Annotated in this window: 9 protein-coding genes; 6 read left to right on the top strand and 3 right to left on the bottom strand. The window is 66.2% G+C overall.

Translation table 11 applies throughout. The annotated features are described in order from the left end of the window. Positions 1 to 264 precede the first annotated feature (264 nt). Together IB256_RS09175 and IB256_RS09180 are read right to left on the bottom strand one after the other, a co-directional pair. Positions 265 to 534, bottom strand: a complete 270-nt coding sequence (locus tag IB256_RS09175) for a hypothetical protein (RefSeq protein ID WP_192402235.1) — start codon at positions 532 to 534, stop codon at positions 265 to 267. Positions 535 to 879: 345 nt separating this feature from the next. Beyond that, positions 880 to 3,429, bottom strand: a complete 2,550-nt coding sequence (locus IB256_RS09180) for an EAL domain-containing protein (RefSeq protein ID WP_192402237.1) — start codon at positions 3,427 to 3,429, stop codon at positions 880 to 882. A 160-nt stretch (positions 3,430 to 3,589) separates the two neighbouring features. On the opposite strand from IB256_RS09180, the gene IB256_RS09185 reads away from it, so the two are divergent. From IB256_RS09185 to IB256_RS09200, 4 genes are read left to right on the top strand one after another with little or no spacing between them, the layout of a single operon-like run. Then, entirely contained in the window at positions 3,590 to 4,096 is a 507-nt protein-coding gene (locus tag IB256_RS09185) for a (2Fe-2S)-binding protein (protein ID WP_192402239.1), read from the top strand. Then, the gene (locus tag IB256_RS09190) at positions 4,093 to 5,079 is read left to right on the top strand and encodes an FAD binding domain-containing protein (RefSeq protein WP_192295858.1); all 987 of its coding nucleotides are present in this window, start codon (positions 4,093 to 4,095) and stop codon (positions 5,077 to 5,079) included. Before IB256_RS09185 ends, IB256_RS09190 begins: the two co-directional genes overlap by 4 nt. Continuing rightward, on the top strand, positions 5,076 to 7,283 hold the full coding sequence (locus IB256_RS09195) for a xanthine dehydrogenase family protein molybdopterin-binding subunit (RefSeq protein ID WP_192402241.1): 2,208 nt from the start codon (positions 5,076 to 5,078) through the stop codon (positions 7,281 to 7,283). Before IB256_RS09190 ends, IB256_RS09195 begins: the two co-directional genes overlap by 4 nt. Positions 7,284 to 7,302: 19 nt before the next feature. Further along, complete coding sequence (locus IB256_RS09200) at positions 7,303 to 7,944, top strand: phosphoribosyltransferase (protein WP_192295856.1); 642 nt, start codon at positions 7,303 to 7,305, stop codon at positions 7,942 to 7,944. A gap of 28 nt (positions 7,945 to 7,972) precedes the next feature. Here the strand turns inward: IB256_RS09200 and IB256_RS09205 are convergent, their stop codons facing one another. Beyond that, entirely contained in the window at positions 7,973 to 9,013 is a 1,041-nt protein-coding gene (locus IB256_RS09205; RefSeq protein ID WP_192295855.1) for a LacI family DNA-binding transcriptional regulator, read from the bottom strand. A 234-nt stretch (positions 9,014 to 9,247) separates the two neighbouring features. Here IB256_RS09205 and IB256_RS09210 point away from each other — a divergent pair, with 234 nt between their 5' ends. Both IB256_RS09210 and IB256_RS09215 read left to right on the top strand, forming a co-directional pair. Continuing rightward, positions 9,248 to 11,506: a TonB-dependent receptor gene (locus IB256_RS09210; protein WP_192402243.1), complete on the top strand. Its 2,259-nt coding sequence runs from the start codon at positions 9,248 to 9,250 to the stop codon at positions 11,504 to 11,506. Positions 11,507 to 11,614: 108 nt separating this feature from the next. Further along, complete coding sequence (locus IB256_RS09215; RefSeq protein ID WP_192402245.1) at positions 11,615 to 12,937, top strand: LLM class flavin-dependent oxidoreductase; 1,323 nt, start codon at positions 11,615 to 11,617, stop codon at positions 12,935 to 12,937. The last annotated feature ends 44 nt before the right edge of the window (positions 12,938 to 12,981 follow it).

Here is a 12,981-nt window from a genome sequence, read left to right on the forward strand (position 1 = left end):
GCTGGATGAGCCGCCCCCCCCGAAAGGGAGGCGGACCGTGCAAGGGTGGAAGCCGGTGGACAGAGTCATAGACCGGTCGGGCAATAGCCCGCCTTACACGGTCCGCCATAGAAAACCAGAGCCAATCCGGCAGGCAAAAAACAGCCGTAACGGCTCTGCTACAGCGAAGACTCATTCCACAGGCTTCCACACCTGGCCACGGCTGTTCCGTGGCGGAGAGAACGCTAAGCAGCAGGCTTGTAAGACCGCAATGCGGTTGGTGTGTCAGGGGTTTCCGTTCTGTGCCAGGTCAATCTGTCGGATATCAACTGGCTGAAGAAGCGCGGCTCCGATTGGTGCGGCGATTTCCTCGACGATCATCATGCCGCCCGGTGCACGCACCGCGAGGGTGACGGAATTTTCCGCGATGGCCTTCACCTCGATCTCGATGCCCTGGGTCAGCAGCAGGTGCATGAACCGCTCCCCGGCTTCGCCCTGAAGGATGTTGAGGGACAGTACGTCGCCGACCTTGCTTTCGCCCTGATGGATCTGCATGTCGAACTCCTCCGCCGCATGCCGATGAAGTGCGGTGGAGGATGGCGGGATATCGGGTGAGGTGTATGTAGGCTCGTTCTTTTCAGCCGTGGAGAAAGGTCCGTATGCGCAAGATCGCCTGTCGGCGATTTCGCGGGCATGGCCCGCTCTTACAAGGGGCGTCGCTGCCGGCTTCGTCACGACGGGGCATATGCCCTCAACCGAAACGGCCTATCGCCACAAGTTGCTTGGCACGACAGGCCAGGCTGTTAGGGTAAGGACACTTCCCAGACTTTCCCCTGGCCCCTTTCCGACGGGGCCTTCTTTTTGCCCTGCCGGTGCACGCTGGCTCGGCGCTGGGCTGACCTAACCTGCCGCCACCCGGGTTTTCTCCAGCAGGCGAGCCAGGCTTTTCCGGTCCACCGCTTCGCTGAACAGAAAGCCCTGCACTTCGCCACATTGCTCGTCTTCGAGGATGCGCAGCTGATCTTCGGTTTCCACACCCTCGGCAGTGACCGCCAGGTTCAGCGCCCTGCCCAGGCCGATGATGGCCTGGACGATGGAGCGGTCGCGGCCGGTCGTGTCGAGGGTGGCAACGAAGCGGCGGTCGATCTTGATGCTGTCGAACGGGTACGCGCGCAAGTAGCCCAGGGACGAGTAGCCGGTGCCGAAGTCGTCCATGTTCAGCTTCACGCCCAGTTCCTTGAGCGCCTGCATGGTCAGCAGCGCGCACTCCACGTCGCCCAGCATGGTGTTCTCGGTGACCTCCAGTTCCAGCCGCTCGGCGGCCAGTCCCGAGTCCACCAGCGCCCGTTTTACCTGACTGACGATGTCGGCATGGGTGAACTGGCTGGGCGAGATGTTCACCGACACCAGCATCGAACCCGGCCAACCGGCCGCTTCGCGGCAAGCCTGCGCGAGTACCCATTCGCCGATATCGATGATCAGGTCGCTCTCCTCGGCCAGCTTGATGAACTCCTCCGGCCCCACCAACCCGCGCGAGGGGTGATTCCAGCGCAGCAGCGCCTCGGCGGAGACGATGGCCAGGTCACCGATGCGGTAGCGCGGCTGGTAGTACAGCTCCAGCTGGCCCTCGCGCAGGGCCTCGCGCAGTTCGGTCTCGCTGCGCTTGCGCGCCTTCAGTTGCAGGTCCATGTGCTCGGAATAGAAGCGCCAGGCGTTGCGTCCGGCGGTCTTGGCTTCGTACATCGCCACGTCCGCGCAGCGCAGCAGGTTCTGGGCGTCGCCCTGGGCATCGCCCGAGAGCACGATGCCAATGCTGGTGCCGATGTGCAGCAGGTTGCCGTTGTACTCGATGGGCTGATTGATGATGGCCACCAGGCGCCGGCAGAAAGCCTCGGCGTCATCGCGCCCCTGGGACTGGCTGTCGACGATGACGAACTCGTCGCCGCCCAGCCGCGCCACCAGGTCCTCGCCGCGGATCGAATCGCGCAGGCGCTCGGCGACTATCTGCAGCACCGCATCGCCGGCCGGGTGGCCTAGCGTGTCGTTGATGGGCTTGAAGCGATCCAGGTCGAGCATCAGCACGGCCAGTTGCTCCTCGCGACCGCTGCCCAGCAGGTCATCCATGAAACTGGCGAGCTTGGCGCGGTTGGGCAGCCCGGTCAGGGCGTCGTGCAGCGACAGGTGCTGGATACGCGCGTGGGCTTCGACCTCGTGGGTGATGTCGGCGCTGGTGCCGCGATAACCGAGCCCGCCCGCACCGGACGCCGTGAACTTGCAGATGCGCCGCAGCCCGTGGGCATCGCGAAAACCGCAGGTCAGCGTGGTGGAGTGGCCTTCCTGGGGGATCTTCTCCAGCCAGGCGACCAGGCTCGTCGTGTCGCAGGTGATCAGGTCATCGATCCGCCGCCCGATCCAGTCATCGATGCGGTAGCCGGTCAATGTCTCGAAGCGCGCGGAAAGATAGGTCAGCCGGAAGCTCTCGTCGGTTTCCCATATCCAGTCGGAACTGGCCTCGGCAACAGCCTTGAAGCGCTGTTCACTGGTTTCCAGCGCCTGATTGGTGCTCTTCAGGCTGCGCTGATAGTGATCGACTACCCGCGCGTTGGTCAGCGAAGCGCGGATCAGCCAGACCAGGAAGACGAACACCAGCACCACCACGGCCGCCCACACGCCGGCCATTCGATGCAGCATGTCGCTGCCGGGCGTGGGGGTGCGCCAGCTGAGTTCGAAACCGGAATCACCCAGGTCGACGGCGCTGCCGTCGCTGACCCGGACATCGTCAGCGCGCACCTGCAGCGCGATCAGGCCGAAATCCCGCGAGATCTTCTGCAGCTTGGCGGGGGTGAGCCGGTCAACGAAGATCATCAACGGGCCGTCCAGCGGCGGGTTGGCTCTTGTGGGGCGGACCAGTGCGGCGGTGGCAATGGCTGGCTGATCGCCCAGGGTCACATAACGCGTTACCACTGCGTCACGCCGCGCAGCCACTGTAGCGGCATCGCGCAACTCGTCGAGGTTCACCGGCATCTCGCGGGTGCAGTGGCTGCGCACCGGCTGGCCGTCGCGCATTACGTACTCCTCGCCGGCCTGGTTGAGCACACAGACCATCTCATACTCGTTGGCGGTGTACAGCAGCGGGCCGACGTTGTCCTCGCGGTAGGCCCAGTCAGCATTGAGCGGCGGATTGAGGTACCGGTAGGCGTCATTCCAGAAGGCGTAGGTGCGGATCAGGGATTCCGAGGCGGCGATGCGGTTCTGCAGCGCCTTGCCGGCGTAGAACCGCGTCTGCTCACGGGCCATCTCATCCTGCAGCGCAGCGATGTGCCCCATTACTGCCCCGCTCACCCCCAGCGCCCCGATCAGGATCAGGATGAACAGCGTCAGATGCCAGGTGACGGTACGCTGGGCGGATATTTCGCGTGGTGCGGCGAGCCGGGTGACATGGGTATTCATCGGCGTCTCTTCTGGGAGGACTTACCACTAGGAGTGACGGGGCGTGCGGATGTTCAAACCGAAGGAGCGGCGGCGCACCGACCACTCAGGCGGATTTTCCGAACCATCGGCTATCCCCTCACTCACAGCCCAGGCAAGCCACCCATCCTTCGGAGGCTCCATGCCTGGGAATCGCGAGCCGTCCATGGCGGCACAGAGCATTCACCTGACCCTCAACGGCGAGGAAAGGCAGCTGCAAGTGCTGCCCTGGACCACCACCCTCGACTTGCTCCGCGAGCAGCTCGAACTCACCGGCAGCAAGAAAGGCTGCGACCACGGCCAGTGCGGCGCCTGCACGGTGCTGCTGGACGGCCGCCGGGTGAACGCCTGCCTGCTGCTGGCGGTGATGCTCGACGGCCACCAACTGACCACCATCGAAGGCCTGGCTCACGGCGAACGCCTGCATCCGATGCAGGCCGCATTCATCCGCCACGACGCGTTGCAGTGCGGTTACTGCACGCCGGGGCAGATCTGTTCGGCTGTCGCCCTGGCCCGGGAGCAGGCGCCCCATGATCGTGATGAACTGCGCGAACGCATGAGCGGCAACCTGTGCCGTTGCGGCGCCTACCCGAACATCCTCGACGCCATCGGGGACGCCTTGCCCGCCAGCCGCCTGGAGGACCTATGAGCCCCTTCGCCTACAGCCGCCCTGCCGGCATCGACGAGGCCGTGGCGTTGGCCGGCCCGCGCAGCCGCTTCATCGCCGGAGGCACCAACCTGGTGGACCTGATGAAAGAAGAGGTGGAACGCCCGGAGCGACTGATCGACATCAACGCCCTGCCCCTGCGCGAACTTCGTGATACGAAGACCGGAGGGCTCTACGTCGGCGCACTGGTGGACAACGCCACCCTTGCCGCCAGCCCGCAGATTGTCGAACGCTACCCCCTGATCAGTCGCGCCATTCTTGCCGGCGCCTCACCACAGCTGCGCAACATGGCCAGTACCGGCGGCAACCTGCTGCAGCGCACCCGCTGCCACTACTTCTACGACCGCGCCGTACCCTGCAACAAACGCGAGCCCGGCAGCGGCTGCCCGGCCAAGGACGGTCTGAACCGCCAGCACGCCATCCTCGGCGCCAGCGAGTACTGCGTGGCAGTGCATCCCTCCGACCTGTGTGTGGCACTGGCCGCGCTGAATGCCGTGGTCCACGTGCGCGGCCCGCAGGCGCAACGCCGCCTGTCCTTCGAGCAGTTCCACCGCCTGCCCGGCAGCCGCCCGCAGGAGGACAACATCCTTGCCGACGACGAACTGGTGCTGGGCGTCGAACTGCCTGGCGAAGGCTTCCCGCAGCACTGCGCCTACCTCAAGGTGCGTGATCGTGCTTCCTACGCATTCGCCCTGGTGTCGGTGGCGGTCGGCCTCCTGCTCGACGGCGGAGGGCGCATCGCCCAGGTCAACATCGCCCTGGGCGGCGTGGCGCACAAACCCTGGCGCGATGCCGAGGCGGAAGAGCTGTTGCTGGGTAGCGCTCCCGAAACGGTACACTTCCAGCGTTGCGCCGAGCACTTTCTGCGCAACGCCAAACCGCTGAGCAACAACGCTTTCAAGGTGGAACTGGCCCGGCGCAGTATCGTCCGCGCGCTGCAACAGGCGGCAGGAGGTGCGCGATGAACAGCCAACTGCCCGCGGCCATCGGTACGCCGCTGGACCGCATCGACGGCCCGCTGAAAGTCACCGGCGGAGCGCGCTATGCCGCCGAGTACCGCGCCGAGGGCCTGCTGCATGGTGCGGTAGTCAGCAGCAGCATCACCCTTGGCCGTATCCTCGCCATCGACAGCAATGCCGCCAGCGCCATCCCCGGCGTGCACTGGGTGATGACGCACCTGAACCGGCCGCCGCTGGCCGCCGATGACGACAGCTATGAAGACCAGGACTCCGCCGACGGTTCGTCCTTCCGCCCGCTGTTCAACGATCGCGTGCTGTACAACGGCCAGCCGGTGGCACTGGTGATTGCCGATGACCTGGAAACCGCGCGTCACGCCGCTGCGCTGGTGCGGGTCGAGTACGAGTCGCGGCCACACTCCACCGACCTGCGCAAGAACCAGGCGGAGGCCATTCCCGCGCCCGCCGAACCACCCGGCCCGCGCGGCGACGCCGATGGCGCGTTGTGCAGCGCTCCGGTACGTATCGAGGCCGAGTACGAGCTGCCGGTGGAGCACCACAACCCCATGGAACCTCACGCTTCCACGGTGATTTTCCAGAGTGACGGCAGTCTGCTGGTCCACGACAAGACCCAGGGCGCGCAGAACAGCCAGAGCTACCTGTGCCAGATTCTCAAGCTCGAGCCTTCGCGGGTACGGGTGCAGGCAGCCTTCGTCGGTGGGGCATTCGGTTCGGGCTTGCGCCCGCAGTACCAGTTGCCGCTGGCGGCCATGGCAGCTATCAAGCTCAAACGCTCGGTACGTGTCGTGCTGACCCGCCAGCAACAGTTCACCTTCGGCTATCGTCCGCGCACCGTGCAGCGCCTGACGCTGGGCGCCGACGAAACCGGACGACTGCTCGGCCTGGTGCATCAGGTAACGGGGCAGACCTCGCGCTTCGAGCAGTTCACCGCCCACGTCGCGCAGTGGTCGGGGATGCTCTATCGCTGCGACAACGTTCGCCTCACTTATCGACTGGTGCCGCTGGACGTCTATACGCCGCTGGACATGCGCGCGCCCGGCGCTGCCGAAGGGGTCCATGCGCTGGAGTGCGCAATGGACGAACTGGCCTGGGCCGCCGGAATCAATCCGCTGCACCTGCGCCTGATCAACTTCACCGACACCAACCAGAATCTCGGCAAGCCATACTCCAGCAAGGCACTGCGCGACTGCTACAGCGAGGGTGCGCGACAGTTCGGCTGGCCGACGCAAATGCCCGAACCCGGCACCTTGCGCGAAGGCGACCAGCGCATCGGCCTCGGCATGGCCACCGGCGTCTGGGAGGCGTTGCAGATGCCCGCCAGCGCCAGCGCAGCTCTGGCAGTCGACGGCAGCGTGGTGGTCGCCAGCGCCACCACCGATATCGGTACCGGCACCTACACCGCCATGACCCAGATCGCCGCCGAGGCCCTTGGCCTGCCCCCGGAAAAGGTGCGCTTCGTGCTGGGCGACTCCTCCCTGCCGAAGGCCCCATTGCAAGGCGGTTCCTTTACCGTCTCGTCGGTGGGCAGCGCGGTGCGCGAAGCCTGCCTGGCACTGCGGCAGAACCTGCTGGATGCGGCGCGACAGCTGCCTTCCAGCCCCTTCCAGCATTTCTCAGACGATCAGGTGCAATGCAGTGACGGCCGACTCCAGGCGAAGACTGCGGAACACCGGGTGGGCTTCGTTGAGCTGTTCCAGCGCTACGGCAGCCTGCGGGCCAGCGCCACCGCTCACCCATCTGCCCTGCGTCAGCGCTACGCCACGGCTACCCACTCGGCGGTGTTTGTCGAGGTCGCGGTGGACGAGGCGCTGGGTACGGTGCGCGTGCGCCGGGTGGTCAGCGCCATCGCAGCAGGCCGGGTGGTCAACCCGAAGACCGCGCGCAGCCAGATTATCGGCGGCGTGATCTGGGGCGTGAGCATGGCGCTGCACGAGGCCAGCCTGATGGACCACCGGCTGGGCCGTTTCATGAACCACAACCTCGCCGAATACCACCTCCCGGTGCAGGCGGATATCGGCGATATCCGCGTGCTGTTCGTCGACGAGCCGGACCCCGTGGTCAACCCGCTGGGCTCCAAAGGCGTTGGCGAGATCGGCATCGTCGGCGTGGCGGCAGCGGTCGCCAACGCCGTCTACCATGCAACCGGTAAACGCATCCGCGAGCTGCCCATCACCCTGGACAAGCTGCTGTGACTCGCGAAAGGAGGTTCAGATGCCCAGTCCGCGCTACACCAACCGTCGTCACGCCGGAATCGCCCTGGCGATGGTCCTGCGCGACATGCCTCTGGTCGCCCCGCTGATCCTCGCCCTGCCCCGTGGCGGCGTGCCGGTTGCCAAGGAAATCGCCCGCATCCTCGGCGCCCCGCTGGACGTGCTGCTGGTGCGCAAGATCGGCGCACCGGGCAACGAGGAGTTCGCTCTCGGCGCCATCGTCGATGGCCCCGAGCCGAACTGGGTGGTGGACGAGCAGATGATCGAGCGCTTCGACCCGCCGCCGGAGTGGTTCGAGCAGCAGGTGCTGGAGCAGATCCGCGAACTGGAGCGTCGCCGCGTGCTCTACCGCGGCGTGAAGGCCCCGGCACAACTGGAGGACCGCGACCTGATCGTGGTCGACGACGGCCTCGCCACCGGCAGCAGCATGCGCGCCGCGCTCAAGTGCCTGCGTGCGCAGCACCCGCACAAGGTGGTGCTGGCCGTACCGGTCGGCCCGGCGGAAACCGTGCAGAAGCTGCGTGAGGAGGTGGATGCGCTGGTGTGTCTGGATACCCCATCGCCGTTCCGCGCGGTGGGTGACCATTACCGCGACTTCCATCAGCTGAGCGATCAGGAAGTGATCGAGCTGCTGGCAAAATAATGGACAAGCGCTCCTGCCAAGGTGCTTTTCAACCGCTTTCGCGTTCCAGTACCCGGCAGCTGAGCAGGTTCAACCGTTCCACCGCGCCTTCCAGCGGCACCACGCCAATCGACTGCAGCACGCGCAGCGCGGCGATCTCGCCGATCTCGCGGGCCGGTGGTTTGATGGTGGACAGGCTCGGCAGCAGCATCGGCGCGAAGGGGTAGTCGCCAAAACCCAGCACCGCGCAATCCTCGGGAATTCTCAGCCCGGCGCGCTGGCCTGCAAGCAGGCCGCCGGCGGCGAGGTTATCGTTGGCGAAGATGATCGCCTCCGGCCGCTGCGCCCCCCGCGCCATCAGCGCCTCCATGGCCTGCCGCCCGGCTTCGAAGGGCGCGCTTTCGGTGGGCACGAACATCCACGGCTCTCCCCCCAGTTCGCGCAGGGTGTCAGCGTAGCCGTCGCGACGGTCCAGGGCGCTGAAGTCACCGGGCGCGCTGTTCTGCACGAAAGCGATGCGTCGATAACCCTTGCCGTGCAGATGGCGCACCGCATCCACCCCGACCTGATAATGAGAAAACCCGACCTGGATAGGTGCGCGCGCGGGCTGATAGTCCCAGACCTCCACGACGGGCATGTCCGCGCCGGCAATCAGCTTCTCGGTGGCGGCGCTGTGGAAGTGGCTGGTGAGCACCAGCGCCGCCGGGTTCCAGCCGAGGAAGGCGCGCACGGCGCTTTCTTCCTTGTCCTCGGAGAAGTAGCTGGAGGCCAGCAAAAGCTGATAGCCGTGGGTCGCCAGGGTGTCGCTGAAGGCCTGGATGGTATCGGCGAAGATCGGCCCGGAAATGTTCGGCACCACCATCCCCACTACCCTGCCCCGCGCCGAAGCCAATCCGCCAGCCACCTGGTTGGGCACGTAGCCCAACGCCTCCACCGCAGCGCCGATCCGCTCGCGCAGGTCATCCGACAATTGCGCCGGCTGGTTGAAATAGCGCGACACGCTGATAGCGGAAACGCCGGCGCGCTCGGCGACTGCAGTCAGCGTCACGCGTCCTGCGCCACGGCGCTTACGGGGTGTCTGGTTGGCCAACGCGGCTCTCCTGCTGCTGGGTGCGAAAACGACACTACAGGAATATAAACGTAATTTTTAATTATTTGACGATCTATCAGGCGATTCAGGATACTCGTCGATGTTAGCGCTAACAACACCAACTGTCCGCAACGATTCCAGCCACTCGCACGAGCGAGCGCTCGTGACAGTCCCGCAGAAACAGGCGCCCCGGCAAAGAGAACCGAGGGCGGACCAGGGCACGAAGGAGTGGCTATGCAATCGCAACAACGGGGGACGCTCGGCCGTCCACAATTCACCGGCCGGCGCAGCGCACTGGCGCTGGGCATCGCCAGCGTGATCGGCGCTCTGGCCTGCAGCGTGCAGGCAGCCGAAACCAGCCATGGCGACAACCAGTCCGCTGATTCGGCGCCGACATTGAAAGCCGTTACCGTCACCGCGACCCGCCGCGAAGAATCGCTGCAGAAGGTGCCGGTGGCCGTCTCGGTGATCGATGGCGAGCAACTGGAACGCGACAACCGCAACAACGTGTCGAGTATTGTCCAGCAGGTACCGACCCTGAACTTCCGCACCGGTGCCTCGAACAAGGACACCTCGCTGTTCGTCCGCGGCGTGGGCACCATCTCCACCTCCCCCGGCGTCGAGCCGAGCGTGTCGACGGTGATCGACGGCGTGGTACTCGGCCGCCCCGGCCAGGCGACCCTGGACCTGCTCGACGTCGAGCGCATCGAAGTGCTGCGCGGCCCGCAGGGCACGCTGTTCGGCAAGAACGCGTCGGCCGGCGTGCTCAACGTGGTCACCCGCGAGGTGCCGGACGAAACCACCGGCTACATCGACTACTCGCATTTTGGCGGCGGCAACGAGAACCGCACCCGCTTCGGTATCGGCGGCACGCTGATCCCCGGCAAGCTCAAGGCCAGCGTCACCACCCTGCTGGGCAGCTACGAGGGCAACGTGGACAACGTCTACAACGGCCACGAAGTAAATGGCTACAACCGCGCCGGCGCGCGCACGAAGTTCGAGATCACCCCGAACGACGACCTCAAGGTCACCCTGATCGCCGACTACATGAAGGGCAACGACGACAGCCCGAGCGGCGTCATCACCAGCACTTCGAGCGCGGCCTTCGCCAATGCCCTGCGCCCGGTGACGGCGGACAGCGACAACCGCAAGATCAACAGCGACTACCGCACCCACGTCGACGACACCAACAAGGGCCTGTCGGCGCAACTGGACTGGAACCTGGGCGACTACACCCTGACCTCCATCAGCGCCTGGCGCGGCTGGGACAACACCCAGTGGCAGGATGGCGATCGTCTTTCCCAGGTCACCGCGAGCATCCCCAGCTCCCACGACAAGGGCGAGCTGAACTACGACCAGTATTCCCAGGAACTGCGCCTGGCCTCGCCCAAAGGCGAGTTCCTCGAGTACGTCGGCGGCCTGTACTACATGCACGCCGTGGACGATGAGACCTACCGCCGCGTGGTGACCTCCACCACCGCGCAGAACACCGGCGTGGCCGACTACAGCACGCGCAGCGACACTTACGCGGTGTTCGGCGAGAGCACGCTGAACTTCACCGATGACTTCCGTGGCATCGCGGGCCTGCGCTACACCCACGATGATCTGGAATACGACCATCGCCGCCGATCCACCTCGGCCACGGCGGTGACCGGCATCCAGCCGTCCACGTCCAGCTCCGGCTCCACCGATGAAGACGGCTGGTCCGGCCGCCTCGGCCTTCAGTACGACCTCAGCGACCAGCTCACCAGCTACCTGACCTACTCGCGCGGCTACAAGGGCCCGGCCTACAACGTGTTCTTCAACATGCAGCCGCGCGACACCGAGGCGCTCAAGCCGGAGACCTCCAACTCCTGGGAAGCGGGCCTGAAGGCCACCGCGCTGGACAACCGCCTGACCGCCAACCTCGCGGTCTTCCACACCGTCTACGACAACTACCAGGCGAACTTCTACGACACCGTCGCAGGCCAGGTGGTGACCCGCCTGATCAACGCCGGCAAGGTGAAGTCCGAGGGCGCCGAGCTGGACTTCAGCTACCAGGCCACCCGCCAACTGAAGGTCTCCGGTGCCGTTGCCTACACCAAGGCGCGCATCGACAGCTTCGCCTGCCCGGCGGGCGCCGCGGCGGCCTGCAACGTCGACGGCAAACCGCTGCCCTTCTCGCCGGACTGGAAGAGCTACGTGCGCGCCGACTACAGCATCCCGCTGGACAACGGCCTGGATGTGGAGCTCGGCACCGACTACAGCTGGCAGGACAAGGTGCAGTACGACCTCAGCCAGAACCCCGACACCATCCAGGGCGCCTACGGCCTGTGGGGCGCCAGCATCGCCCTGGCCGACTACAACGACGGCTGGCGCGTCGCCCTGCTGGGCAAGAACCTCACCGACAAGTCCTATTCGCCCCTGCTGGCCACGGGCGGCAGCTACGTCTACCGCATGGTGCCGCGCGACGACGGCCGCTATTTCGGCGTCGAGTTGCGCAAGGATTTCTGATCGCCACCCAGGCTGAGCAACTCGCGGCGCCGGCTCGCCCCGGCGCCGTCGACAACAACACCCACGCCGCCTTGCGTCCCTCCCGACGGACACACAGGAAAACCTCACATGACACGCACCCTTTCCCTTGGCGCCTTTCTCATGGCCACCGGTCACCACGTCTCGGCGTGGCGCCACCCGGACGTGCCGGCCAACGGCGGCCTCGACTTCCGCCTCTACAAGCGCCTGGCGCAGGTGGCCGAAGCGGCGAAATTCGACGCGCTCTTCGTTGCCGACAGCGTGGCCGCGCCCACTGGCGACATCGCCAGCCGCATGGCGCGCTCCGATCACTTCGAGCCGCTGACCCTGCTCTCGGCGCTGGCGGCGGTGACCGAGCGCATCGGCCTGGTGGGCACCGTGACCACCAGCTACAACGAGCCGTACCACGTGGCGCGCAAGTTCGCCTCGCTCGACCATCTCTCCGAAGGCCGCGCCGGCTGGAACCTGGTGACCTCCGACGCGGCCGCCGAGGCGCTGAACTTCAACCGCCAGGAACACTTCGGCCACGCCGAGCGCTATGCCCGCGCGCGGGAATTCCACGAAGTGGTCACCGGCCTGTGGGACAGCTGGGAAGACGACGCTTTCACCCGCGACAAGGCCAGCGGCCAGTACTACGACCCGGCCAAGCTGCATGTGCTGAACCACGAGGGCGAAAACTTCCGCGTACAGGGCCCGCTGAACGTCGCGCGCTCGCCCCAGGGCCGCCCGGTGATCGTCCAGGCCGGCAGTTCCGAGACCGGACGCGAGCTGGCCGCGCAGACCGCCGAAGTGGTGTTCACCGCGCAGACCTCACTGGCCGCCGCCCGCGATTTCTACAACGACCTCAAGGGTCGCCTGCCACGTTTCGGTCGCAGCGCGGATGACCTGCGCATCATGCCCGGCGTGTTCGTGGTGGTCGGCCAGAGCCAGGCCGAGGCGCAGGAGAAGTTCGAGGCATTCCAGGAGCTGGTGGAGCCGCAGGTCGGCGTCGCGCTGCTGTCACGCATGCTTGGCAACTTCGACCTCTCCGCCTACCCGCTGGACGGCCCGCTGCCTGAGCTACCGCTCACCGACAGCGGCCAGCGCAGCCGCCAGCTGCTGCTCACCGAACTGGCCGGGCGCGAGAATCTAACGCTCGCCCAGCTGGGCCGGCGCATCGCCGGCGGACGCGGGCACTACAGCCTGATCGGCACGCCGGCGCAGATCGCCGACGAGCTCCAGGCCTGGTTCGAAGGTGGCGCCGCCGACGGCTTCAACGTCCTGGTGCCGCACCTGCCCGGCGGGCTGGAAGACGTGGCCAACCATGTCGTCCCGGAACTGCAACGACGCGGGCTGTTCCGCCGCGAGTACAGCGGCAGCACCCTGCGCGAGCATCTCGGGCTCAAGCGCCCGGCCAACCGCTACACCCTCTGACGATCCACGGGCCGCACTGGCTGCGGCCCGTCCCCACAGGAGTC

The sequence above is a fragment of the Pseudomonas sp. PDM17 genome (assembly GCF_014851985.1).
In the GTDB taxonomy this organism is placed as follows: domain Bacteria; phylum Pseudomonadota; class Gammaproteobacteria; order Pseudomonadales; family Pseudomonadaceae; genus Pseudomonas.